This is a genomic window from Mycobacterium sp. NPDC049093, assembly GCF_040704635.1.
Classification (GTDB): Bacteria; Actinomycetota; Actinomycetes; order Mycobacteriales; family Mycobacteriaceae; genus Mycobacterium.
Genome location: NZ_JBEZJS010000002.1, coordinates 18,228 through 42,543 on the forward strand (window position 1 = coordinate 18,228; position 24,316 = coordinate 42,543).

Here is a 24,316-nt window from a genome sequence, read left to right on the forward strand (position 1 = left end):
AGTCCTAATCGAGGGTGTAGGGCAGCGACTTGACGGCCCGGACGAAGTTGCTTGTCATGTAGGTTGGTTCGCCGACGCGCAGGGAGGGCGCACGGAAGGTGAGTTGCCGGTACAGTGCTTCCAGTTGCATCTTGGCCAGGAATGCGCCCATGCAGTAGTGGGGTCCGCCACCGCCCAGTGCGACGTGCGGGTTCGGTGCGCGGGTGATGTCGAAAACGTTGGGATCGTTGAAGACTCGCTCGTCACGGTTACCCGATCCGTACATCATCACCACCCAGTCACCTTGTTTGATCTCGACACCTTTGAGTTCGGTGTCCTGGGTCGCCGTCCGTCGGAATGTCGAGATCGGGCTGGCCCAGCGCATGAACTCCTCCATGGCGGGTTTGATGCGCCCGTCGAAATCCTGGGCCAGCAGTGCCTGCTGGTCCGGGAACTGCTGGAAGGCCATCGTGGTGAAGGACACCGTGTTACGCGTGGTGTCATTTCCCGCCACGGACAGCAGCACGAAGAACGCGGCGATCTCTTCATCGGTGAGGCGGCGCCCATCGATCTCGGCTTGCACCAGCAAGCTGGCCAAGTCCTCCCGCGGGTGCGCCCGGCGTTCCTCAGTCAGTTCCAAACTGAGCTCGAGCAATCCGACCAGGGTATCGATGAGCACCTCGCCCGGCTCTCGCCCGCCGGCCACATCGGCATCGTTCCAGCCCATGATGGCGTCGGCCAGATGCGCACCGTGCTCGCGCTTCTCGGGCGCCAGCCCGATCATCTCGTAGATAGTCCACATCGGTAGACGCTTGGAGACCTGTTGGACGAAGTCACCGTCCTTGGTCTTCAACAGATCGTCGACGATGGAGACGGCCTGGAACTCGATCTGGTCCTTGATCTTGGCGACCTGGCGGGGAGTGAACACCGAGCTGATCAACCGGCGCGTGCTCGAGTGCTGGGGCCCGTCCATCGCCAGGAAGGACATCACGGCTTCCAGGACGTCTTCGGGCAATGCTTCGATCATCACGCCCTGACCTGAGCAGAACAGATCCGGGTTCTTACTGACGTATGCGATGTCCTCGTGGCGCGTCACTGCCCACACCCCGTCGACCTCGGGTGCGATCAACGCACCCTCGATCGGCGGGTGCCAGCTGACCGGACGTTCGTCACGCAGGATCTTGAACGACGGCTCACGCTCTTCGTTCGTCAGCTCCCAAAAGCTCAGTGGGGATATGCTCACCGGATCAAAGGGCCGGGTTGAAGTCTGCTGGCCCAAATCGACCGTCATGCGCGTGCCTCCAGGTATTGGTCTCGTAGCGTGCGTTTGACGAGTTTCCCTGTGGCTGAACGGGGTAACTCATCGACAAAATCCACCGATCGCGGAGCCTTGAAGTGTGCCAGCCTCTCGCGAACGTAACTGATCAGTTCTTGCGCCAATTCGTCGGAACCTGTGACCCCGGGGCGGGTCTGTACGACAGCCTTGACCTGCTCGCCCATCTCCGTATCCGGCAGGCCGATGACGGCCACATCGAAGACTTTGGGGTGCAAGGTCAGAACGTTCTCGATCTCCTGCGGATAGATGTTCACCCCGCCGGAGATGATCATGAACGACTTGCGGTCCGTCAGGAACAGATACCCGTCGTCATCCAGATATCCCAGATCACCTACTGTCGACCAGTTCTCGTGCTGTGGGTGACGAGATTCGGCGGTCTTGACCGGATCGTTGTGATAGGCGAACGGCGGCTCGTCGCGCTCGAAATAGACGATGCCGGTCTCGCCGCGGGGAAGTTCACGGCCATCGTCATCACACACCCGGACAACGCCCAGCGCTGCTTTGCCGACGGAACCCGGCTTGTCCAGCCAGCCCTCGGTGTCGATCAGGGTGATGCCGAGTCCTTCTGTGGCACCGTAGTACTCGGACAAAATGGGGCCCCACCAGTCGAGCATCGCCCTTTTCACCTCGGGCGGGCACGGGGCTCCTGCATGAACGGCCAGTTTGAGCGACGAGTGATCGTATCGGGACCGGACCTCGTCAGGAAGCTGCAACATCCTGACGAACATGGTCGGCACCATCTGAGTGACGGTGACGCGGAGACGCTCGATCGCCGACAGCGCCGCCTCGGCGTCGAACTTCTCCATCAATACCACGGTGCCACCGATGGCGTGTACTGCGGCAGCCCAGCGAAGCGGAGCAGCGTGGTAGATCGGCGCCGGCGACAGGTACACGTCGGAGCTGGTGACCCCGAACGCATGCTGGAGCAACATCGCGATGACGTCTCCGCCTGGCTCATCCACGCTCAGGTCGGGCAGCGGCAGCTTGATGCCCTTGGGACGTCCGGTAGTCCCGGAAGAGTACAGCATCTCCGAACCACGAGGCTGTTCCGATAGCGGCTCGAACGCATTGTCCTGCAGCACTTCATACGGCCGGAAGTCCTCGATGGAACCGCCGAAGGAATACCGCAGGGCAACCTCGGGCACCTGGCGAGCGGCCTCCGCGGCGAGGTCAGCCAGGCCGGCCGAGGCGAAGATCACGCTCGCATCGCTGTCGCGCAGGATGTACCCAGCTTCAGCAGCTGCAAGATGCCGGTTGATCGCGGTCACATAGAGCCCCGATCGCATACCAGCCCAGAAGATTTCGAAGGCCTCGGCGACATTGTCGGACAGCAGTGCGATGACGTCCCCTCGCTTCAGCCCCAGATGACGGAGCCCGGCCGCTATCCGAGCCGACCGAGTGTCGAGATCTCCGTAGGTGAGCGTGCGCCCACTGCCGGCCATGATCACTGCGGGGCGAGTGGGGTCGACCGCCGCATGAGTACCTGGAAACACGTTTCGACCTCTAGACCAGCAAGTCGTCGCGGCCGTCGCTCTTGAGCCGGTCGATGTAGCCGGGGTAGAGCTTCTTGCCCAGCGGTGCCAGCTTGAGCAGGCTGGCGACATTACCCTCGACCCGGATCTTCTTCTTCGCCATGGCCAGCGGCAGATTGACCTTGCCCTGCCAGTACGCGTTACCGGTGTCGGCCGTCATGGACATCGTCGCGGTCGCCGCGGGTCCGCCGTCGAACCCCTCACGCACCGACTTGTTAGCCATGTCGATGACCACCACCGCGGCTGGTTCGGTGAAATCGAAGGCCACAACCAGACCCGTGTCCACAAGCTTCGGGCCGATCTCTGGATCGGCGAACGCCGTCTCGAAGATGCCGCCGATGTAGCGGGTGACCTCTGCTGAATCCTTGAACGCCATCGTTCTCCTTAATTTATTCTTGATTCAATTCTGCCGTCAAACGGGTGAGTTGTCCAGGACACGTTCGACGGCGTCCGGTCCGACCGGTCACATCTGGGTGAATCCACCTGCCAGCACCGCGTCGCGCACCACGACACGGCGGACCTTGCCCGTTGCGGTCTTCGGTAGTTCGTCGGCAACGAACCACCGGCGCGGAATCTTATGAGGCGAGAGGCGTGCCCGCGCGTAAAATTCGAGGTCAGAAACTGCGAGTGGCAGATGTCCGACGCTACCGTCAAAAACGACAACCGCAGCGACCTGTTGTCCCAGCCGATAGTCGGGCAGTCCGATCACGACGCAGTCGGCAAGCCCGTCGCATCCAGACATCGCAGTCTCGACCTCCACCGGTGAGACGTTCTCGCCGCCACGGTCGATGATCTCCTTGAGGCGCCCTACGATCGTGAGGAATCCCCGCTCATCCATGCTGCCCAGGTCGCCAGTCCGGACGAATCCGTCCGCATCGAGGGCCGCCGCGGTGGCACCCGGGTCTTTCCAATACTCCACGAACTGTTGGTAGCCGCGCGCGCAGATCTCCCCCACCTCACCCATTCCTCGCAGCGCGCCACTGCCGGGGTCGACGACCTTACAGTCGACGTGTGGCAGAGGCCGGCCGACCGTGCCGAGTTGGTCGCCTCGCGCATCATCAGGTCGGGTGAGCGACAAGACGGGGGCCAACTCAGTCTGCCCGTACAAGTTGATGACACTGCCACCGAACGCCGTCATCGCGTCATCGATGAGCGACGCCGGTACCTGCGACGCTCCCCCCATCATCAGTTCCAGAGTGACGCCTTGGCGTGGACTTTCGATTTGGAGCCGGGTAAGCGCAGCGAGGAGGGCCGGCACATAGAAGAAGACGTCGACACCCTCGTCGACAATGGCCTCAAGAACCTCACCGGCATCGAATCGATCCATGAGCACCAAAGTTCCACCAACCCAGAGCGGGCCCAGCATGGAAATCACGCAGCCCGCAGTGTGGAACATCGGCAGTGGACTCAGGCACACTGCACCTTCCTTGACACCTGCGGCCTCCACGGTCAGCTTGGCGACATTGATGATCGAGCGGTGTCTGAGTACGACGGCTTTGGGTGTGCCGGTGGTTCCGGAGGTGAACTGGAGCATCGCCACCTCCGAGCACTCGCCGTTCCAGGGTTCGACCGACTCCTCGGCTACCGGTTCGGCGAAGAATTCAGTCAACGACAGCCGGTGCGTCGGCAGCGCGGCGCAGACCTCGCTCGCGGCGGCCGCCATGTCATAGCCGCGGTATGCATCAGCGTGCAGCAGCAGCCCTGTATCCGATTGCCGCAGAGCAAATTCCAGCTCCGTTGGACGCAGTGTCGGATCGATCGCCACCAGCACCATACCGGCCAGCGCCACTCCGTAGGCGATGATCGGCCACTCCACCACATTGGGGGCCCACACCGCGATGTGCGCACCCACCGGCAGCCGCGTCCGCAGTGCCGCGGCCACCGCACGTGCTTCTCGATCCAATTCCTGGTACGTCAGACGGCGGGGCCGGCCGTCACCGTGTCGAACCCCTACCAGCGCCACCTGGTCGGGCTTGGCTGCGGCGCGCAGGGCCAGCAGCTCACCGACCGTGTGATCGATCAGCTCCGCCGAGGTGTCCGCAGGTCGGTAGGCCGACTGGCTCGACATGGGTCAGACGGGGTTGGTACCGAGCGTGGCGCCGGTCATATCGCTGATCTCAGTCCACCGCGCGGCGATCTCCGCAAGTCCCGGCGGCGACACGAAGGTGACTCCCGCGTTCTGGAACTGCGCGACGCGCTGCACAAGACCCCCGCCGACAACAAACACAGCTCCGGTGTCGGAGTTCTCCTCGGACACGAGATAGCCGACGGCCGGAGCCACAAGCTCGGGATCCAGACGGTCCAGCACTTCCTTGGGCGCGACGTCTTCCGTCATCCGGGTCGCGGCCAGCGGAGCGATGGCATTGGCGGTGATGCCATATTTCGCACCCTCGATCGCCAAGGTGTTGATCAGACCCACCAGACCGGCCTTGGCAGCACCGTAATTCGACTGTCCGAAGTTGCCGTAGATGCCGCTGGTAGACGTGGCGACCACCACTCGGCCGAACCTCTGCTCGCGCATGTGCGGCCACGCAGCGTTAATCACGTTATAGCCGCCGTACAGGTGCACTTTGATGACGGAGTCCCAGTTCTCCTCGGTGAGCTTGTGGAAGGCGCCGTCGCGCAGGATTCCTGCGTTGCTAACGACACCGTGCACAGCACCGAACTCGGACAGGGCGGTAGCCACCATCTGCCGCGCACCCTCCGGCGTGGCGACCGAGGAATAGTCGGCAACGGCGCGGCCGCCTGCCTCACGGATCTCCGCCACGACCGCGTCTGCCATGGTGGTACCGCTACCCGTACCGTCGCGCGCCCCGCCGAGATCGTTGACCACGACGAGGGCACCGTTGGCGGCCAGGAACCGAGCGTAAGTGCGGCCGAGGCCACCTCCCGCGCCAGTCACAATGACGACTTTGTCCTGCAAACCCGGCACTACTTACTCCTTTTTAGTGAGAGATCCTGTCTCGGCTGACCACCGAGACAAACGAGACGCAACCTCCTGGACGGCCGCCCAGATTGTGTGTGAGTGCGGTATGCGGATCGCGTAGTTGGCGCGGACCTGCTTCGCCCCGAAATTGCAGCCAGGCTTCGTAGAGCATCCGCAGCCCCGATGCGCCGACCGGATGCCCGAAACTCTTCAGACCGCCATCGATATTGACCGGAAGTCGGCCGTCCGCATCGAATTCGCCGCCGAGCATGTCTTTCCAGCCCTGCCCCCGGTCAGCGAAACCCAGATCCTCCATGAGGACAATCTCGGTCGGCGTGAAGCAGTCATGTACCTCGGCCATCGACAGTTGAGCGGCCGGGTCATCGATTCCCGCCTGAGAGTATGCATCTCGCGCGGATTTGACGACCTCCGGGAAGGAGGTGAAATCGAAATCCGGGTCCATCGAACCGCGGGTGGACCCGGCGACCAACGACAGCGCACTGACGTACATCGGTGAGTCGGTGTATTCATATGCCCGGTCTGCGGGAACGATGAGCGCGCATGCCGCACCGTCGGAGACCCCCGAACAGTCGAAGACTCCCAACCGGCCGGCGACCTTCACCGCACCGTCGATGGTTTCCCTGCTGACGGCTGATTTGAACTGCGCCTTCGGGTTTCGAGATCCGTTGTCATGGTTCTTCCACGCGACGTGGGTCATCGCCGCTCGCATCTCGTCGGGGTGAACGCCGTAGCGGGCGCAATATGCCGGATCGAGTAGCGAGAATGCTGCAGGCGCAGTCATCGATAGTTCGGGTGCTGTGCCGTCCCCCGGCGGGTCCTGCCGCAGAAGTCCGGAAAATCCGGAGTCCTTCAGCTTTTCGACACCGACAGCCATCGCCACGTCATAGGCGCCCGCAGCCACCGCATAGCAGGCATTGCGGAAGGCTTCCGACCCGGTGGCGCAGAAGTTCTCGACGCGAGTGACAGGTTTATCGTCGGTGGCGATGGCTCGGCTCAACAGGAGTCCGCTCTGGCCCGAACCGAGAGTGCCTAACCAGAACGCGTCTACCGTATCGACGCCGGCTCCGCCTGCCGGCAGGCATTCGCCAACTGCTTCCAGAATGAGGTCCTCGACCGAGGCTCCCCAGCGCTCACCGAATGAACTGCAACCCATTCCGACGACGGCGACCTTGCCGGCGATACCGTTACTGGCCATCGATCAGGACCGCCTTCCAGAAGTAGTCGTGCACATTGCCGGCGGTGAAAAGTCGCCGGAACACGAAGCGCACCCGCGCGCCCACGCTCAGGCGCTCGGGATCCGCATCAGCGATCTCGACCATGAATCGGCCTCCCCCGTCGACGTCCACGGCAGCCTGCACCATCGGGGGTGATGGCGAGAACGCTAGATGATCCACCGTGTAGGAGGACACCGTGCCGTGTCGATCATTGATTCGCACCCGTTCGGTGACGTTTCGCCCGCCGCATGATCGGCACACTTCGATCGCCGGCAGGTGGACGAATCCGCAGTCGAGACAACGCGCCCCAGTGAGTGCGAACTTCCACGCGACCGAGCGACCGGCCGGCGGCGCTGCCGGCCGGTCGGGTTCGGGGCGTCGCGGCGGTTCTAGTTCGACCAGACCGCGCCACGACAAGTAGGTGAGATGCGGTACCGAGGTGCCCGCGGTGCGCTGCTCGGCGACCGGTGTCGCCTGTCGCGCATTCGGTAGCGCCGTCGTGGTTCTCAGAAGCAGTGCGTCGCAACCGTCGGTGGCCGACAGTACCAGGATGTGTTCGCCGGGTTCGGCGTTGTCGAGGACCGCCGCGAGCGCCACCATCATGTCCACCGAGCCCGAAAATCCGGCCGGTGAGCTGATCACGGACTTCTGGCCTTTGACCAGGGTGGCGGCCCGTTTGAGGACCGCGCTGTTGGGGCACGCCAAGGCTACATGTTCGACGTCTGCCACGCCGGCTTCATCCAGCGCCTCCTCGGCGACCTCCCGGATAAGAGCACTGTAATGAGTTGCACCATAACGCTCCTCCCATTGTTCGCCCGTCACCGCGGTGGGCAACCGCCACCGATCAAGGAACTCGTCGGTCCGGGATGCCGTAGCCAGTATTTCGGCGATCGGCTCCCGATCGTCACCGAAGAGCAGTGCGGCGCCGGCATCGCCACCCAGCTTCTCGTCGCTGGACCCCGGGCGGCCGACGCGTACGTCGGCGCCAACCACGAGGCCCTCTGTAGAGGCTGCCGCGATGATGGCGGCGAAGGAACTCCGGCCGTTACCCACCAAATCTGCTGCAATGACGTTGCGGGGCAATCCGAGAGCGGCGTGGATCGCGGTCGCGTTGGTTTTGTCGGCGTAGGCCGGCGTGCTGGTCGCGAAGTACAGTGCCGCGGGTCTCCAGTCTTCGCAGCGCTGACGCAACTCCACGGCCGCGGTTAATGCCATCGTGGTCGAGTCCTCGTCATAGGATGCGACAACCCGGTTCTTGCCAATCCGTCGGCCGGGCAGATATGCGGAGTATCCGAGCAGACCGGCGGTCATGTCGCACCCCGGAAGACGGCAGCGAGACCTTGGCCGCCACCGATACACATCGTCTCTAACGCCAGACCGCCCCCACGTCGGCGAAGCTCGTGCAGCATCGTGGTGAGGATCCGAACGCCCGTGGCACCGATCGGATGGCCGAGTGAGATGCCGGATCCGTTCACGTTCAGTCGGTCATCGACATCGGCGAGCTTGACCCCCCACCCGCTCAGTACCGCAAGAACCTGGACGGCGAAAGCCTCGTTGATCTCGATGAGGTCGAGGTCGTCGAACGTAAAACCCGTCTTGCCAAAAAGTTTGTGCACGGCTCCGACCGGGCCGATCCCCATCCTGGCAGGTTCGCAACCCACCGCGGACCACCCCTCGAGGTACCCGATGGGCTCCAAACCCAGTGCTGCGAGACGATCCTCAGCAACGACCAGGCAGGCGGCGGCCGCGTCGTTCTGTTGCGCGGCATTACCCGCGGTGACCGTGCCCCCGGGAACGACGGTGCGCAGCCGGGCCAGCGACTCAGGTGTCGAATCCGGCCGGACTCCTTCGTCCCGATCAAACCGGATCGGATCGCCCTTGCGCTGAGGTACTTCGACAGGCACGACCTCGTCGTCGAACAGACCCGAATTCCAGGCAGCAGAGGCACGTTGGTGGCTGCGTGCGGCGAATGCGTCCGCAGCGTCCCGGTCGATGCCGTAATCGGCGGCAAGATTCTCCGCCGTCTCGATCATCCCGCTGATCGGACCGAATCGCCATTCCGGCTGGGACCTCTCACGTCCGCGATCGAGGCGGTCGTAGAGCGTCTGGTTTCCGGACCGCGAACCCCACCGCGCGGTGGTCGTGTAGTGCTCGATATTGCTCATCGATTCGACACCGCCGGCCAGCACCACATCGGCGGCGCCGGTCTGCACCATCATGGCCGCGGCGACGACGGCCTGCAGACCACCGCCGCACCGCCGGTCGATCTGCAGACCCGGCACCTCGATCGGCAGACCTGCGTGCAACGCGGCCCAGCGACCGATACAAGGCGCCTCGGAGTTGGCATAGGACTGGGCGAACACCACGTCCTCGATTACCTCGGCGTCGATGCCGCTGCGTGCCACAACTTCTCGTATGACAATAGCGGCCAGATCTTCGGCGCGAAGCGGCCGCAGAGCTCCCCCGAACGCGCCTACCGCAGTACGCCGCGGCGTCACGATCGCAGCGCGCCTCACGATTCTCCCCGCCAACGATCTGCAGACGGGTCCATCAGAGCCGTCAGCCTGTCTTCACGCAGCCAGATAACTGCCTCAAGTTCCATCGCGTCCAGGAACCTCACCCGGCCGGTCCGCATGTCCTCGAGTCTCAGTCGGGGCGAATGCGCACTGTTGTCGATCGACACCCAGACCTCGGCAAACTCGCTGCTGACCAGCGGTACCGGGCCGTCTCCCTCGAAGTGGATACCCATCAGATCAGGAACCCCAAGGTGGGCAGCGGCTTGTCGTTGTCGACAAGGTTGACCTTCTTGTAAGCCAACTTGAGACCGGCCTCGCTGCGCCGCAACCGATAGACGACGCGTCCGCCCCATAGCTCGTTGGTGCGTGATTTCGATTCCAGGACAAGAAAATTGGCTCCCACTTCGATGTCCTGCCCGCCGTCGGGATTGGGTCGGCCGCCGAGGAACTCGATGTTGGAGATCAGCCTCCGCAGGTTGGATACCGGCGCGGCGGCATACCGCCGACCTGTTCGGGCCTGCTTGAGCCGGGTCGAAATGCGGTTGCGATTGTCGTAAATGACCGACATCTCCTGCGCGGGGTCATTGTCGGTCCCGTTGGCCGGTACCCAGTACAGCGCATCTTCGGTCCAAAGAGCTTCCCACGAGTCATAGTCCGACTCGTCGGCGAACCGAGCCTCGCGAAAGAGGAACTGTTCCACCTCGAACCGATCGTAGCCCTCGGGAATTGGGCCGAGAACATGTGTATTCGCCACCGTCGCGGTCATTCCGTCTCCATCAACGTGCGGTATTGGGACCAGAATCCGCGCATACCCGTTTCATCTGTGGGCCCACCAATGGTGAACCCGTTGTCGTCAACGCGTTCACGATTGAGACCCCGGCGTACATCCAGCCACTCCGGGGTCAGCGCCTCGACGCCGCGCTGGTTTCGCTCATACATCTCCGTGTCGTCGGCCAACAGCATGCCGGCCGGCCCTACCGAACCGATGCACTGCGAGACCATCCGCCGATTCAGTTCGGGCGCGCCGGCGAGTTGGACGGCGGTGGCGTATTGGGTGCATTCATTGACGGCAACTGGCTGGATGTTGAACACCTGGATCTCGGCGATGAAGAGGTTGGGGAAGATCATCACGTGCGGGGCACCCTCAACCAGGATCCGTTCGGCGTCGGTGCCGTACTTGGCGCGCATCGCGGCGACATAGTTGGGCACCCTCGACTCCGTCGTCCCGAACCACCGCATGGGTTCGGCGAACTTGCGAAACTCCGGCCGTAGATCGTTCTCGCTGTGCCCGTTGCCCAGGTTCCGGGTCACAGCGGTCGAGGAATCGGCATATAGCGGACCGATGGTGCTGCCAGTGACTCCGAAGATGGACCCGTGGACGAACTGCGGATGATAGCCGTCGGTTTCGTTCTCGGCCAACAGCTTCCAATTTGCTCGGGTGCGATGTTGCAGCCACCCGGCAGTGAGCTCCACGCGACCTTCTGGTGAGAGCGCAGTCAGTCGGTCGATCTCCCCCGCCGCCGCGCCCAAATGCTCGATCAGGCTGGGGCCATCAGCAGCGAAGCTTCCGAAAACGAATCCGCCGTACCGCTCGACGCGCGGCACCCTACCCATCGGCATGTCGAGTTTGCGCTGCCCATAACCCTTGAAGAAGGGGAATCCGATCAAATCGCCGTTGTTGCGGAACGTCCAACCGTGATACGGGCATCGAAATGTCCCCGAGTTGCCCCGCGCGTCGTCGCACACCTGGTTGCCGCGATGCGGGCATCGGTTGAGCAACAGATGGATTTGTCCCTCGCGATCTCGGGTCATGATGACGTCCTGCAGACCCAGCTTCTTGCGAACATAGTCGTTGGGTTGCGGCACCTCGCTCTCGTGACCCACGAAAACCCAAGTGCGATACCAGATCTTTTGGAGTTCTTCGGTGAAGATACCGGGATTCGTATAGAGCGACCCATGCACTCTGTCGTGCTGGATCAAACCGCTCAACGGCCCGCCGATCGTGGACGTCATCGCGCTACCTTTCTTGGATGTGATCCGACACCGCCGAAGACGGCCGGACGCTTCTCATGGAAGGCCGCGATGCCCTCGGCGAAGTCATCGCTGTCGAACAGCGCTGCTTGCTGCTCGACTTCAAGGTCGAGCACTTCCAGGCGGTGCCTGGTCGGCGCAGTCGCGAGCATTTCTTTCATCGTCGCCAGTGCACCTGCGGGGAGGCCGGCCAGTCGATGTGCATCGCTCACCGCTTCGGCCAGCGATTCGCCCGTACCGACGACCGCATCGATCAGACCGAGCGGCAATGCGTCCTCGGCAGTGAGTGGCTCCGCCATCATCAGCATCTGACGTGCCCGCGCCATACCCATGCGTCCGGGCAGGGATGCATAAGCACCCATGTCGCCGGCCAGCCCGACGTTCAAGAATGTGGTGGCGAACTTGGCGGCACGTCCGGCGACCACCCTGTCACAGGCTGCGGCCAGTGCCGCGCCTGCGCCGTAGGCTGCTCCTTCGACAGCGGCGAGAACCGGCTTGGGCGTGTTCCAGATAGCGCGGATGATGCGTTGGGCCATCTGTGCACGCTCTGTCGCTGCATCGTGAGGCATTCTGCGCATTGTCGATATGTCACCACCCGAACAGAACGTGCCGCCCGCGCCGGTTAGGACGAGCGCGCGCACGGAGTTGTCTGCGTCGGCGGTCTCCAGCGCCTCAGCGAGTTCGATGCGCAGCGGAATATCGATGGCATTCCGCACTTCGGGACGGTTCAGCATCACGACGCGGACCGGTCCGTCATCCGTGACGAGCACGTTGGTCATCGGCTGAACCTCGGTACCCGGCGCTCGATCACGGCGCGCAATCCTTCCAGCGCATCCGGTGTGCCCGACAATTCCGAGACGGTCCGAGCCTCCTCGGCCAAGCGCTGCTCCACGGATTGCCCGACACCACTCCACACCAGACGTTTGGTGGCGGACAGCGCGTCGGCTGGCAGCGCCGCAAGGTCGGCGGCCAGAGACTCGGCGTGTTCGGTCAACTCATCGTCATCGACGACTTCAGTGACCAGACCGATCTGCAGAGCTTCCTCGGCGGTCAACGTCGGATTGGTGAGAAGTATCCGCAACGCTTGTCGCAAGCCAACCAACTGGGTCAGCGTCACCGAGGATCCGCCGTCGGGTGCCATGCCGACCCGCACCGCGCCGGAGAAGAATTTGGCCGACCGGCCAGCAACGACGAGATCCGACGAGCAGACCAAACCGAGGCCGCCACCACCGGCAGCAAATCCCTGTACTGCGGTGACCACTGGGGCCTTAAGTTGGATGAGGGCCGCGGTGGCCAGCTGGAGCCACGCGGTGGCCTCGCGCAGATAGTCAGGGAGCTTCTCCCCTTTTGCCTCGAATGTCTTGACGTCGCCTCCTGCACAGAAGTTGCGACCCTCACCAGTAAGAAGGACAACTCGAGCCGCCGGATCGGCGTGTATTGCCAACACGGCCTCATGCAGGGTCTTGAGCAGTTCGACGTTCATCCCGTTGGAGGCCTCGGGACGATTTAGCCGCAGCCGAGCGACTCCGTCAGAAATCTCGAGTGCAACTGGCACCGCGGACACCGTCGGTGATTTGAGCATTGGTTGGCCACCTTCATCGTCCGGCGTTGGACGAACACGTTGGAGCGATTTTAATCTAGGTTAAACCAATACTACCGAGGGCTCAACCGTGTAACAGATGCCGAATCCAGCCAGCGACAACGTCGCGCGTGAAACATCGGGCCAGTCCGAGCCGAAGGTTGACAGCAGGCACGCACAGTCCGCAAAATTGATTCCAAATTAAAATTCCGTTTCACAGTGCGCTCACCCCATCCCGATGGTGAAACCGCTGTTCTGTCAGGGAGGGCTCCCACCGTGATTGACAGTCCCCTGCCAAGCGCATCCACCAGCAAGACCGTCGCAGCTTCCTCATCGTTCCGCGTGACAGGGCCGCCCCGGGCCCGGTGCAGGAGATCACCACCAATAGGCTTGCAGCCCGTTGCTCCTTCCTCGCAACCTGGCACCGACGAGCTCGCCCAGTATCCGGTGCCCGCCGGCGATTCACCTGCCGAAGAAGCAGGACTTGGCCGCGCCACCCGTCCGATGGGGCGCGCCGACCAGGCTGAGCTGGCCTGGGGCCTTGCCACCGAGGCCGCCGGCCTGCTCACCAGGAGTGAGCGCGCCTGGATCTGCGTCAAGCTGGGTGTCGGCGATTACCCCCAGGTGATCGAAGAACTACTTAGCACAATCGCTGTCAAGGAAATGCCGCTACCGGGCGAACTTGCGGATTCCGCCCGCGACTGGGTCTTTGGCTTCAGCGGCACTCCGGCCGAGCCGCGGCTGCGTTCGCTCGTCGGCATGGTCAGCCCGCCGCAATATCCAGCCGTCTAGATTGGCCGATCCGCCGCTGCTCATGCACCGCAGACATTGTGTTCGTCACGGATCTCCTTGAGGCGCAGAAGGTATGGATCCTGAATCCGTCCTCCAGTGCGGCGCTCCTGCGCTATACCTGACCGAATTCCCTTGTTCCTCAAGCAGTAAGAGCGCCAGGCGCCAGCGGCGAAACCATCTGGGGCGAACGCGTTATCGGGTCGAGTCGCTCTGAGCTGCCTCGACGAACACATCAGTCGGCGCATCTGCTGTTACACCACCGGCAACGACGGCGCCATCGTGCACCCGGTACCTGTGGGTGCCCTCGAGGTCATCGAGGATCGCGGCCTGCGCAGCCGGCGGCAGGGTGTGCAGGATCTCGCGCACCCGGGCCTGGCGCCGGCCCACGGCCTTGCGCTCGGGCATACCCGGAGTGGCCATCAGCTGCGGCGGCACACCCTCGATCTCCTCCACACCACCGTCATGCTGACCGGCCTCGATCATGGCCTGCTCAGCAGCCGCAGTCGCCTCGTCCTTCTCCTCCGACATACCGATCGGCCCGATACGCCGACCATTGAGGAACTGCTTGACCACAGGCTCCTCACTGGTCAGCAACACCTCACGGGGACCGAACATGACCAACTGCTTACGGAACAGCATCCCGATGTTGTCAGGCACCGTGCGGGCGATGTTGATGTTGTGCGTCACGATCAGCACCGTCGCGTCGATCTGGGCGTTGATGTCGATCAGCAACTGCGACAGGTAAGCGGTACGCACGGGATCCAGACCGGAGTCCGGCTCGTCGCACAGGATGATCTTGGGGTCGAGCACCAGGGCGCGGGCCAGGCCGGCGCGCTTGCGCATACCACCGGAGATCTCACCGGGGAACTTGTGACCGTCATTGGGCATACCGACCAGGTCGAGCTTCTCCATGACGATGTTGCGGATTTCGCTCTCGCTCTTCTTCGTGTGCTCACGCAACGGGAAGGCGGTGTTGTCATAGATGTTCATCGAGCCGAACAGCGCACCGTCCTGGAACAACACACCGAACAGGGTGCGGATCTCGTAGAGCTCCTTGGCCGAGCACTCCAAGATGTTGGTGCCATCGATCACGATCGAGCCACGCTCCGGGCGCAACAGGCCGATCAGGGACTTCAGGAACACCGATTTACCGGTACCCGACGGGCCCAGCAACACGCTGACCTCGCCCTCGGGAACCGTCAATGTGACGTCTTCCCAAATCTTTGACGATCCGAAAGATTTGCTCAGTCCCGTCACATCGATCTGGACACCCATAAGTCAATCTCCCTCAAATTTCTGACTCCCGTTGCTCTGCAAGGGAAGTAACCGACACTAGCTGTAGCACGGGCCACCGCCCGGAGGGCTGCACGATGCGGGCCCCAGCTCGATCCAGCTCAGGTCCATCCACGGCGGTGACAACCATGTCTTGGTCGGCTCGATGGCGAATCGCAGCGGGCCTCGCTCACAATAGGTCCTACCGTCTGGGGTCGCCGCGCACGTGGTTCCCTCGTGCGTGATGGAACTTCTAGGCGGCAGCATCAGCTGAGCCTGGGTACTCGGAAACCGTGCCGCCATGGACCAGTCGTAATGCACCGCTCGGTCGCCGTTGATCCAGCCGATGTGGCTCGTGCCAGGGGGCGCACCCGGGATATCGCCGACACAGCCGAAGTTCCCGAGTCCCCAGATGCCGCAGTTCTGCCCGGTCGGCCCGGTGAACCACACCCCGCCGGGTTGCGCATAAGCTCCCGCATCGACGCGGTCGTAGTACCGAATGTCCGGCCAAGGATTCGGCCCCACATCCGAGGCAGGATCAGCCAACGCCGTTGCCGCACTACTGATCATGCAAGCGATCACACTGGCCAACGCTCCCAACCAGCGAACTGTACCGCCCACGCCGCTCCCAGGTGCAAGCATCAGCTGTTCGTGTCGAATACGAGGACTCATCTCTCCGCCTTCTTCACTGGGACTGTGTTTGAGACGATCACAACGCACGAGAAAGTCACGTGACACGTCGTGTGCTTCCGTAACACGCAGCATCACCGATATCCAACGTGTTCTGGCAAATTACCTTGCCCTTGTAGGTGATTCGTACGCTGACCCACCGGCCCGGTGCCGCGCCGGGGCGCCAATCGGCGCGCACCTGGCTACCGCTCGGCGGCTGGGCCAATGGGTCACTCAGACGTACGTCCATTCGCCACGGAAGCGTCACACCCTGCATCGCCTGCCGTCCGGCCGCGTCCTGCCACTCGACAGTGGCCACGCCGATGCTGTCAGAAACCACTTCGTAGGTGATCGGATCGTCGGCCCGCGCCGCCGCTGGACGACCCACCGCCGGGCACACCAGCAACACGGCGCAGACGACTACCCGGATTCTGCCGCCCAATACCTTTCGTGATCGTGAAGTACCGGTGATTGTCATGGACCCACCAACACGACGACCACGAGGGTGTAACCGCTGTCTGGTTCCCGGAGCGCACTGGTACCGATCTCGGTGTAGGAGCAATCTGGGATCGCGCTGAATCCTTCGAGCAACACTCCGTGGATCGCGTCGCTCTCAGCCAGCCCGGCACCCTGCAGGGACGTGACTTTGCTGCCCGTGATACCGAGGTCCTTCGCGATCGCTGTCGGATGCGGGTCGTCGGCGGGCACATTCTCAGCCGTGTGATTCACGTAGGTGAAAGTCGACTGATTGACGATGTCGGCGAGTTTATCTGCCTTCGGATCAGGCTTCAGTTCGCCGCACGAACCACCCCGGGCGGCGTTGACGGCCTGTGCCAGAGCAGGATACGGATCGGCCATGGCGGCCGGTGCGCCGGCGGCGGCCAGGATACATGCCGATATCAGCACCGCGGCCGGCAGCCTGATATCGAGGGGCCACCTTCGACGCGTTCTACCCACAGACATGAGACCGGTTGATCTTGCTCCCCCAGTGCTGGGCACGCAGGAAGGACGGACCGCTGAACCAGGTGGGCTGACGGGCCTTCAGACCGTTGTTCACATTCGAGAGTTGTTGCCACAGGCCGTAGAAGCTATCGCCCTGATATATGGGGAAGTACATGTCTCCTGCTCCGTCGTAGCTTTGCGTGAGGGCTTGAGCGCGAGGCGTCAGAAAGTCGAGTGCCTGATCGAGATTCGCCGTGACGATGTCCAGCCGCTGCGGCACATCGTCGCCGTCGAAATTCCCGTTGGTCCGGACAATCGCGTTGTTCAGGTGCTCGACCTGGTGCTTGAGCTCCGAGTACTGCGCGTTGTACCACTGGCACATCTCCCGCTCCGCGGTCACATCCGCGGGTGTGACGTACTGGCGCGTCTGGTCGAAGGGGAAGGGAAACTGCGGCTGCCAGTCGGACGGTCCTGGCACCACCACCGAAAGTGGCCGAGGCATCTCCGGTGGCCCGTTCACCGGATCGGCCTCTGCAGCAGCGCAACCCAACGCCATCGCGGCGCCTACAACCGCCGCCACCAACGCCGCGCGACCACAGCGAATGGTCACTCTGCTGCCGCTGTTCGAGAAGGACGTCAGCATACGCATCCGAATCGCACTCCTATCGTTGACTCGCATGCCGGCCGAAGCACCGCGATCACTTTCCGAGGGCCGCGTCGATCCCACCGACATCGGTGATCTGCCAGTTGTTCTTGCTGTCCAAGGTGACGCTGTAGGTAGCCGTGGACTGCAGACCGTCAGGCGCCTGCATCGTTTTGGTCAGGACGCTGACGAACGTGTCGACGACGTAGATTCCGCCGTTGTCTGACCGAACCTTCGCCGCCAGCGGGCGAGCGGAGGACTTCCACTGCAGCGGCGCCAAGATCTGCTGCATGGAATCCGCAGCCTTGGTCAGCTTGTCCTTCAGCTCTGGTGAAGTGCCGTTGACCAGCTTGAGTTTCCAGCCGTTGAAGTCCTGGTAGTCCATCTCGGCTGCGTGCACCGCGTAGTTGCTGGCGATCTCTTCAGCATGAGTTCCATTGTTGGTGGCTAGATCTCGCGCATTCAACTGACTCGTGGCATCGGCATACAGCCAGCCGAAGACCGCCGCCGCCGCGGCGAGCACCACGATGATCAATCCGACGATGAAGCCACGGAGCGAAACCGACAGTTGCCGTGGCGCCTTCGTGTTATCGCCGGCCTCGGGCCTCGTGACGAGGTCTTGGGCGTGGTCTGCATCGGCGTGTTGTTCGGCTTCGGCTTCTGACGTCGACGCATCCGCGTCAATTGGGGTCTTCGTGTCGATCATGGAGTTTGTCCTCTCAAGGCTTTGGGGCGTTCACCCGATCTACCGGTCGGGGATGGTGACATGAAGTGTGATCGCCCCCTCTTCCGGTATGCCCGACAGGGCGTTGGACAAAATCTGCCCGGTGTCGAAGTTCATCAGAGCGCCGCCGATCCCCTGAAACTGCGGAGTCAAGGTCTGGGTGAGCACTTTGATGTCCGGACCTCTGGTGTCCAGCAAATTTTGAATTCGACCGAGGAATTTGCCGAACAAATCCATGTTGTGGGGGTTGTTCCAAGCGACTGTTCGCATCATGCCCTGGTAGGTGCCGGCCACACCGTCCCCTGCCGCTCGCAACTGAGGCGCCGTATCTGCGAGGGTCGGACCGACCCAGTGAGCGTTCTGGAGCAGCGTCTGGGAGTTGGCCAGCACCGTCTCACCACTGCCGTTAAGACCGAGCGCCATGTTGTTCAGCAGCTGGGCAGCCCGGGCAAGGTTGGGCAATACGGTGTCTGGGTTCGGCAGCGCAGCGTCGGCTTCGTTCACGATGCGCTCCAGCTCGCCGGGATCCATCTGATTGAGCACTCGAACCACGCTGGTGGCCAACTCTGAGATGGACGGCGGCACAACGATCGACTCGGTGGCGATGTGCTGCCCATCGGTCAACACAGGGCCCTCGTCAGTGCGGGGCATCAGGCCGACGTAAGCCTCACCGAGGGCGGACAGATTGTCGAGCCGCACATCGCTGTCTACCGGGATACGTTGGTCACCATTGACATAGAAGTCGATTTTCGCCGCGTTGACCGAGGATTCGACCTTGGTGACCTTCCCCACCGCCACACCGCGTAGCAATACGTTCGAACCAACGACAAGGCCCTTGATGTCGGGCACATCCATGGACAGAGTGGTGCGGTTTTCGGGGTCGCCGACATGCACCCCGAAGGATGCGATGTACGCCACGGAGGCTACGACGATCACGCCGAAGGCGACGAATGAAGCAATATTCTTCGCTGCTCTCATGGCATTGCTCCCAACATTCGAAGCACGTCCTGGGTGTTGTTGATCAACTCCCGGCCGTCCGGAGTCTGGATCGAGGTGATGTTGATCGCCGGGTTCTTGTCGGCCGGCAGGAAGTTCTCGTAGAACAGTTTCCGCCAGGCAGGGCCCTCATGTTCGAAGTCCCACTTGCTGCCTTGGAGGGCGCCCGCCGCGTCAGCGAGCGAATTCAAAGTCGGGACCAACCAGTAGCCACCGCTGTAGATGCTCCCGATCGACGGGAGCACGGTACCGATGTAGCCAGCCGTCTGGGTGCCGCGGTCAAACCCTTTCATGCCGTCCGGTGACAGCCAGTACTGATAGGTGGACATGTTCCTGTTCACCACGTCCGCAGTGCCGGACACTCCGTTCAGCCACGTGTCGACCACATCCATGTTGTTTGACAGGTCTGAGAGGTCGGTGGCCACTCGGCCGGCGACTGCCCGCAGTTCCTTATCACGCTGTGGCGTCACGTTATTGACGCCGAAGATGGAGGTCTGAATGCGCTGGATCGAGCCGCTGCCGACGAAGTTCGCCATATTCGCGATGGTGTCTTCCAACTGGGGCGGCGACGTGGTCTGAACTACCGGTACTCGCTGCCCAGCCTTCAGCGATTGTGTTGCGGATTCCCCAGCCGGTTGTCGTTCCAGCGCAACATACGTGTCGCCGAGCACCGTCGATTGTTGGAGGGTGGCATGAATATCACTTGGCACCAGTACATCTCGGTCAATCCTGGCCGTGACGTCGACGTGGTCGCTCTTCAGATCGATGCGGGTGACCACACCAACCGCGGTGCCGTCCTGGACCACCTTGGCCTGATCAGGCAAGTTGAGCACATTGGCGAATTCGATGACGACGTCGTAACCATCGGAGTGGCTGCCGCCCGGTTGCGGCAGCGAATTCACGCTGATCGACGTACATGATGTCAGTAGCGCGGCTCCGGTCAGGCCCATCGTCACCGCCCGCCATACCCGTGCCCTCATGAGTGGTTCGCCTGCATCAGGACGTACTGCAGCAGCGCGACGTCGACCGCATAGGGAACTCCGTTGACGTCGGCGCAGCTCCCGGGCATCGACGCGTTCATGAAGCCACACGCTGCGAGCCCTTCGTGGGTACGCACTCGAAACATGGGCGGGCGGTATGCAATGTTGAAGAAGCTGAACTGATGCGCGTTGTAGTGGTTTGCGACGGTATTGATCCACCACGGCACGGGGTCGAACAGTCCTGCCAGCGCGTTGGCATGAGGCGTCATCTTTCTGATGGAGGCACTGACGGTGTCGAGCGTCAGCTGCGTTTCGTCGCCCAGGCGGGTCTCGGTCACGGCGACTGCCTCGATCAGCGGCCCGAGGTTGCCGATCTCTGTCTGTCCTGCCAGCCGGGCGGTGCCGTCCAAGGCTGTGGCCACTTGCCCGGTCGTGGTGCGGGCGTCTTGCAGGATCTCCTTGAGCGGGCTGCGGAGTTGAACCAGGGTGTCGGTCAGATCACCGAGGTTCTCGATGATCGACCCGATGTTGCCGATCGCCTGATCCGGGCTGTCCAGCAGCGTCGACGTCCGCGTCACGAGTTCACCCGCAGCGGCGCCGTTTTCATGCGCCAGTTGATCCAAACCACGCACCGTGCCTGCGACGTTCGTCGAACCGTCCGGATTGATTCGGTTGATGAACGTGTCGGCCGACCCGATAACCTCGGACAAAGTCTTAGGTGACATTGAGCGGCTTCGTGGGACGCAGCTTCCCGCAGTCATTCGGGGACCGCCCTCATAGTTGCCCACCAGTTCCAATGAGCGATCGGCGAGTATCGATGGTGAGCGGATAACTGCCTTCACATCATCGGGTAGCCACCGTTGTTGGTCGATGGAGAAGTCGACGCGGACGTTGTTCGGGCCGGGGGTCAACGAAGTGACCTTGCCGATGGGAAACCCCATCTGCGTCACCGGATTACCGGCATAGAGACCTACCGTGTCAGGCATCAGCGCGCAGTAATCGGTTGCCGCAGGTTGGGTCGGCGAGCACGATGCGGCCGTCCCGACGACCGACACAGCGAGCAGTGTGGTCGCGGTGACACGCCATGCGTGAATCGCTGTGGACTTCCTCATCAGCACGGGCTTCCGGGCATCGGGATGCACAGGTCGGTCGCCAGTAACTCTGGCTTCGCGTTCTGCGCGTCCAGAACACGTTCCATCTTGTCCCTGACACGTCGCAGGCGGGGAATGATTCTGCTGTTGTTGTCTACCCATCGTCTGAATCTGTCCTGCCACTCATGAATTTTCTGGATGAAGTCCTCGCGATGATTCACCCAGAACTCACCGAAGGGCTGGAGAAAGGCATCGCCGATGTCGCCCATACCGCTGAGTGCGCCGGCAAAGCCTTTGCCGTAGACGACCAGCGTCTGTTCCAGGATCGAAAACTTGGAGACCAGTTCCTGCAGCTTGCCCTTGAACTGGCTGAGTTGAAGGATGTACTCGTCGGACATGTCCAGGATCTGGCTGATCTGGCCGCGCTGCCGATCGATCGAGCTTGTAATGGCATTGCCGGCATTGATAATCGAGGTCATGGTTTCGACGTTTGTTCCCGTCAATCCCGCCGCGACCTGGTCGAGGGAATCCTTGATGGGCTGCGGATCTACCCGGTCGGTGACCTTCGTTGCATCCGCCAGCGCCTGCATCAGGTTGTAGGGCATCGACACACGTTCGACGGGAATAGCCTTGTCGCCCAATGGACTGTTGCCCAGGGATGTCAGGTTCACGTAGTAGCCGCCGACCACGGTGAGCATCCGGACATCGATTTGGGACTGGTCACCCACGAACGCATCTTTCGCCACCGAAGCCCGAACTTTGACCTGATTCGGCTCGATCGACAAGTCCTGCACCTTGCCTACCGTGATACCTGCGATGCGTACCCCGTCGCCCGGACGAAGCGATGCCGCGTCGCGGGTGTAGAAGACCACGGTTCTGTCGCCGGGCGGGCTGATATAGAGAATCGCTGCGGTGATCGCCACCACGACCACCAGACCTAAAGCGATGACACCCCAAAACATTTGATTCCCGAACAGTTTCACTGATTGCACAGGATCACCCGCTGACCATTGAGGAGAATATCCAGTGATTCCGGCAGTTGAGCGCGTCCGCGCGAGCAGGGCAGAGGCGACCCAGGTTCGGCCGGTGGTTGCACGTTGTCCCATACGACGGGCACCCGCTTGAAGGCGTCACTGTAGTCGTCGAAGACGGTAATCGCACGATCCAATCCCTTGTCGATATCGGCCTGTCCTGGTTTGAAACCAAGGTTTTGCAGTAGCCGGAATGCCGAAGACGTGAAGGCCGGACCATAGAGCTCTGACTTGCGGAACTCATCCAGCACCTTCAAAGCCGCATCCAGCGGGCGGTTCAGCCATTCCAAAATCTGAATGAAATCTGCCGAATGGCCGCCGAACGTGCTTGCCATGTTGGACAGGTTCTGCATGAGTGTCGCGACCACTTCTTGTCGGTTCGCCACGAACTCGGTCAGCTTTCGGATGCTGTCGAGCATCGGTCCCAAGCCGTTTCCATCCCCCGACATGAATGTCGCGACGTTTTCAGTGAAGATATCGATGTCGTTGGGGCTCAACGTAGCCAGTGCCGGCTGTAGCCCATTGAACAGCGTAGTGATGTCAAAAGAGGGTCGGGTCATGGAGACTGGGATGTCTTTCACCACATCCGGTGGCGAGGACTCTTCGGCCGGATCCACGACATCGAGGTACCGCAAGCCGGTGAGTGCTTGATACTTCACAGCCAGCCGCGTCTTGGGCACCACTGCGTACCGCTTGTCGAGGCTCATTCCAACCACGGCCACGCTCTGACCGCCCGCGCGTTTGAGCTCTAGAGACTCCACTTTGCCTACGCGGACACCGCGCACGCGTACGTCGGCATCCTCGTGCAGTCCGGATACGTCAATGAATTCCGCTGTGTAGTGGGATGTTTCAGTCGACACCGGCTGCCGAAGGACATTTACGATCAGGACGAAGACCAGCGACGCAAGAACGGCACTCACGATGAACCTCCAGAGCGCACCCATCGGCTTCATGACGGGCCTCCCATCGCGTCGATCGGAGCCTGTATGCCAGGCAGGTTGTCCAGCACGATATGGACTTGAAGCGCGCGTTGCTCAGGCGATCCGGCATACAGCTTCTCGAATCGCGTACGCAATTCTTTGAGCGTGTCTGCGATACCCGGAGGAGATACCAATCCTGGAACTGTGTCGGTGAGCGTCTTTATAAGACCCACCGCCGGCAACAGATCCGAGGGATGAGAGGACAAGAGCTTGCCCAGCGCGCCGAAGAACGAGTTCGCAAGCAGGTCGAGGGTCGCACGAGAGCGCTTCTGCCAATATTCTTCTGACTGCGGGTTGCCTGGCATCGCAATCTCGTCGACGTCGTCCTGGCCAGGAAGCGCGGCCTCGCCGGACACGTTGAAAGTGACGAAGCCGCCGCGCTGATTGAAGCCGTAGCCTGCAGCGGTCGCTCCGTCGATGAACGACGGGAACGCGACGCTGATGCCGGTGGCGTTCCGTAGCAGTTGTTCGGTGCTGACGGTCTGCACATTCTTCACGGCGTCGGCGGCCGTGAGAATAGTTTCGATCATCGGGTTCAGACCATCGGTATAACGCGTGGCCCGGTCGACGACGCTGACCAGTTGCGGAGTCACCACCCCTCCGGTGATTTCCCCAAGGCGGGCCAGCAACGCCTGCAGCGTGAAGTTTCCCTTGGGCACCGTGGCGAGCTGAAGGCCGTCACGAAGTGGTGAACCACCTTGCCCGGGAATCAGATTGATACCGGTGACACCGAAGTAGTTGGCCGGCCTGAAGTCGACGCCCACCGAGTCCGTCAGCCCCGAGGTGGGCAGCGACTGAAGATAGGCGTCCAGCCGGACTGTCCCATTGGGCATGCTCTTCACGTCGGTGACCTCACCCACCCTTACCCCGTGCAGCATCATCGGGGTGCCGTCGGCGACGCCCTGCCCGACGTAAGGCATGTCTAATCGGACCGAGATCCGGTCGGTCGCGGGCTTGGCGAACGGGTTGAACGCCGCCATCAGAAAGACCGCAGCCACACACAACGTGAGGGCGATCCCAATCGTGGTCAGCCGCCGCGTTTCCGCCTCGGCCGACATCCGG

Annotated in this window: 26 protein-coding genes; 1 reads left to right on the top strand and 25 read right to left on the bottom strand. The window is 62.2% G+C overall.

Annotated features, from left to right (window positions below):
* Nucleotides 1–4 precede the first annotated feature (4 nt).
* From AB0876_RS05700 to AB0876_RS05760, 13 genes are all read right to left on the bottom strand, one after another.
* The gene (locus tag AB0876_RS05700; RefSeq protein WP_036446638.1) at nt 5–1,270 is read right to left on the bottom strand and encodes a cytochrome P450; all 1,266 of its coding nucleotides are present in this window, start codon (nt 1,268–1,270) and stop codon (nt 5–7) included.
* Nucleotides 1,267–2,808 carry an acyl-CoA synthetase gene (locus AB0876_RS05705; protein WP_105367243.1) on the bottom strand — a complete coding sequence of 514 codons (1,542 nt, stop codon included), beginning with the start codon at nt 2,806–2,808 and terminating at the stop codon, nt 1,267–1,269. The genes AB0876_RS05700 and AB0876_RS05705 overlap by 4 nt, the downstream gene beginning before the upstream one ends.
* A gap of 10 nt (nt 2,809–2,818) precedes the next feature.
* Nucleotides 2,819–3,223, bottom strand: coding sequence for an SCP2 sterol-binding domain-containing protein (locus AB0876_RS05710; RefSeq protein ID WP_036446635.1), 405 nt, complete (start codon nt 3,221–3,223; stop codon nt 2,819–2,821).
* Between the two features lie 87 nt (nt 3,224–3,310).
* Nucleotides 3,311–4,915, bottom strand: a complete 1,605-nt coding sequence (locus AB0876_RS05715) for a class I adenylate-forming enzyme family protein (RefSeq protein WP_036446634.1) — start codon at nt 4,913–4,915, stop codon at nt 3,311–3,313.
* A 3-nt stretch (nt 4,916–4,918) separates the two neighbouring features.
* Nucleotides 4,919–5,779, bottom strand: coding sequence for an SDR family oxidoreductase (locus tag AB0876_RS05720; RefSeq protein WP_036446633.1), 861 nt, complete (start codon nt 5,777–5,779; stop codon nt 4,919–4,921).
* Between the two features lie 13 nt (nt 5,780–5,792).
* On the bottom strand, nt 5,793–6,989 hold the full coding sequence (locus AB0876_RS05725; RefSeq protein ID WP_036446632.1) for an acetyl-CoA acetyltransferase: 1,197 nt from the start codon (nt 6,987–6,989) through the stop codon (nt 5,793–5,795).
* Nucleotides 6,979–8,319 carry an OB-fold domain-containing protein gene (locus AB0876_RS05730; protein WP_036446630.1) on the bottom strand — a complete coding sequence of 447 codons (1,341 nt, stop codon included), beginning with the start codon at nt 8,317–8,319 and terminating at the stop codon, nt 6,979–6,981. The genes AB0876_RS05725 and AB0876_RS05730 overlap by 11 nt, the downstream gene beginning before the upstream one ends.
* Nucleotides 8,316–9,524, bottom strand: coding sequence for an acetyl-CoA C-acetyltransferase (locus AB0876_RS05735; protein ID WP_036446629.1), 1,209 nt, complete (start codon nt 9,522–9,524; stop codon nt 8,316–8,318). The genes AB0876_RS05730 and AB0876_RS05735 overlap by 4 nt, the downstream gene beginning before the upstream one ends.
* The gene (locus AB0876_RS05740) at nt 9,521–9,757 is read right to left on the bottom strand and encodes a hypothetical protein (RefSeq protein WP_036446628.1); all 237 of its coding nucleotides are present in this window, start codon (nt 9,755–9,757) and stop codon (nt 9,521–9,523) included. Before AB0876_RS05740 ends, AB0876_RS05735 begins: the two co-directional genes overlap by 4 nt.
* Complete coding sequence (locus AB0876_RS05745; protein ID WP_036446626.1) at nt 9,757–10,290, bottom strand: aromatic-ring-hydroxylating dioxygenase subunit beta; 534 nt, start codon at nt 10,288–10,290, stop codon at nt 9,757–9,759. The genes AB0876_RS05740 and AB0876_RS05745 overlap by 1 nt, the downstream gene beginning before the upstream one ends.
* A complete protein-coding gene (locus tag AB0876_RS05750; RefSeq protein ID WP_036446625.1) occupies nt 10,287–11,537 on the bottom strand; it encodes an aromatic ring-hydroxylating oxygenase subunit alpha in 1,251 nt (416 codons plus the stop codon). Before AB0876_RS05750 ends, AB0876_RS05745 begins: the two co-directional genes overlap by 4 nt.
* Entirely contained in the window at nt 11,534–12,334 is an 801-nt protein-coding gene (locus AB0876_RS05755) for an enoyl-CoA hydratase/isomerase family protein (protein WP_036446624.1), read from the bottom strand. The genes AB0876_RS05750 and AB0876_RS05755 overlap by 4 nt, the downstream gene beginning before the upstream one ends.
* Nucleotides 12,331–13,137: an enoyl-CoA hydratase/isomerase family protein gene (locus tag AB0876_RS05760; protein WP_036446623.1), complete on the bottom strand. Its 807-nt coding sequence runs from the start codon at nt 13,135–13,137 to the stop codon at nt 12,331–12,333. The genes AB0876_RS05755 and AB0876_RS05760 overlap by 4 nt, the downstream gene beginning before the upstream one ends.
* Before the next feature lie 387 nt (nt 13,138–13,524).
* Here AB0876_RS05760 and AB0876_RS05765 point away from each other — a divergent pair, with 387 nt between their 5' ends.
* Nucleotides 13,525–13,926: a hypothetical protein gene (locus AB0876_RS05765; RefSeq protein ID WP_133058156.1), complete on the top strand. Its 402-nt coding sequence runs from the start codon at nt 13,525–13,527 to the stop codon at nt 13,924–13,926.
* Nucleotides 13,927–14,118: 192 nt separating this feature from the next.
* Here the strand turns inward: AB0876_RS05765 and mceG are convergent, their stop codons facing one another.
* The 12 genes from mceG to AB0876_RS05825 form a co-directional block, all read right to left on the bottom strand.
* Nucleotides 14,119–15,201, bottom strand: a complete 1,083-nt coding sequence (gene mceG / locus AB0876_RS05770; RefSeq protein WP_081814177.1) for an ABC transporter ATP-binding protein MceG — start codon at nt 15,199–15,201, stop codon at nt 14,119–14,121.
* 57 nt (nt 15,202–15,258) lie between these two features.
* Complete coding sequence (locus tag AB0876_RS05775; RefSeq protein ID WP_051577040.1) at nt 15,259–15,768, bottom strand: hypothetical protein; 510 nt, start codon at nt 15,766–15,768, stop codon at nt 15,259–15,261.
* 157 nt (nt 15,769–15,925) lie between these two features.
* On the bottom strand, nt 15,926–16,345 hold the full coding sequence (locus AB0876_RS05780) for a hypothetical protein (protein ID WP_234814787.1): 420 nt from the start codon (nt 16,343–16,345) through the stop codon (nt 15,926–15,928).
* Nucleotides 16,342–16,773, bottom strand: coding sequence for a hypothetical protein (locus AB0876_RS05785; RefSeq protein WP_237165681.1), 432 nt, complete (start codon nt 16,771–16,773; stop codon nt 16,342–16,344). Before AB0876_RS05785 ends, AB0876_RS05780 begins: the two co-directional genes overlap by 4 nt.
* A gap of 43 nt (nt 16,774–16,816) precedes the next feature.
* Nucleotides 16,817–17,458, bottom strand: coding sequence for a hypothetical protein (locus AB0876_RS05790; RefSeq protein WP_234814789.1), 642 nt, complete (start codon nt 17,456–17,458; stop codon nt 16,817–16,819).
* 49 nt (nt 17,459–17,507) lie between these two features.
* Complete coding sequence (locus tag AB0876_RS05795; RefSeq protein WP_036446618.1) at nt 17,508–18,158, bottom strand: hypothetical protein; 651 nt, start codon at nt 18,156–18,158, stop codon at nt 17,508–17,510.
* Between the two features lie 39 nt (nt 18,159–18,197).
* Nucleotides 18,198–19,154 (bottom strand): MlaD family protein, encoded by a 957-nt coding sequence (locus AB0876_RS05800; RefSeq protein WP_036446616.1) that lies wholly within the window; start codon nt 19,152–19,154, stop codon nt 18,198–18,200.
* Nucleotides 19,151–20,152, bottom strand: a complete 1,002-nt coding sequence (locus AB0876_RS05805; RefSeq protein ID WP_526041480.1) for an MlaD family protein — start codon at nt 20,150–20,152, stop codon at nt 19,151–19,153. Before AB0876_RS05805 ends, AB0876_RS05800 begins: the two co-directional genes overlap by 4 nt.
* The gene (locus tag AB0876_RS05810) at nt 20,149–21,264 is read right to left on the bottom strand and encodes an MlaD family protein (protein ID WP_036450124.1); all 1,116 of its coding nucleotides are present in this window, start codon (nt 21,262–21,264) and stop codon (nt 20,149–20,151) included. Before AB0876_RS05810 ends, AB0876_RS05805 begins: the two co-directional genes overlap by 4 nt.
* Complete coding sequence (locus AB0876_RS05815; protein ID WP_169618742.1) at nt 21,264–22,205, bottom strand: MlaD family protein; 942 nt, start codon at nt 22,203–22,205, stop codon at nt 21,264–21,266. The genes AB0876_RS05810 and AB0876_RS05815 overlap by 1 nt, the downstream gene beginning before the upstream one ends.
* Before the next feature lie 17 nt (nt 22,206–22,222).
* Nucleotides 22,223–23,227 (bottom strand): MlaD family protein, encoded by a 1,005-nt coding sequence (locus AB0876_RS05820; protein ID WP_036446613.1) that lies wholly within the window; start codon nt 23,225–23,227, stop codon nt 22,223–22,225.
* Nucleotides 23,224–24,312, bottom strand: a complete 1,089-nt coding sequence (locus AB0876_RS05825; protein WP_036450122.1) for an MlaD family protein — start codon at nt 24,310–24,312, stop codon at nt 23,224–23,226. Before AB0876_RS05825 ends, AB0876_RS05820 begins: the two co-directional genes overlap by 4 nt.
* Nucleotides 24,313–24,316: the final 4 nt, after the last annotated feature.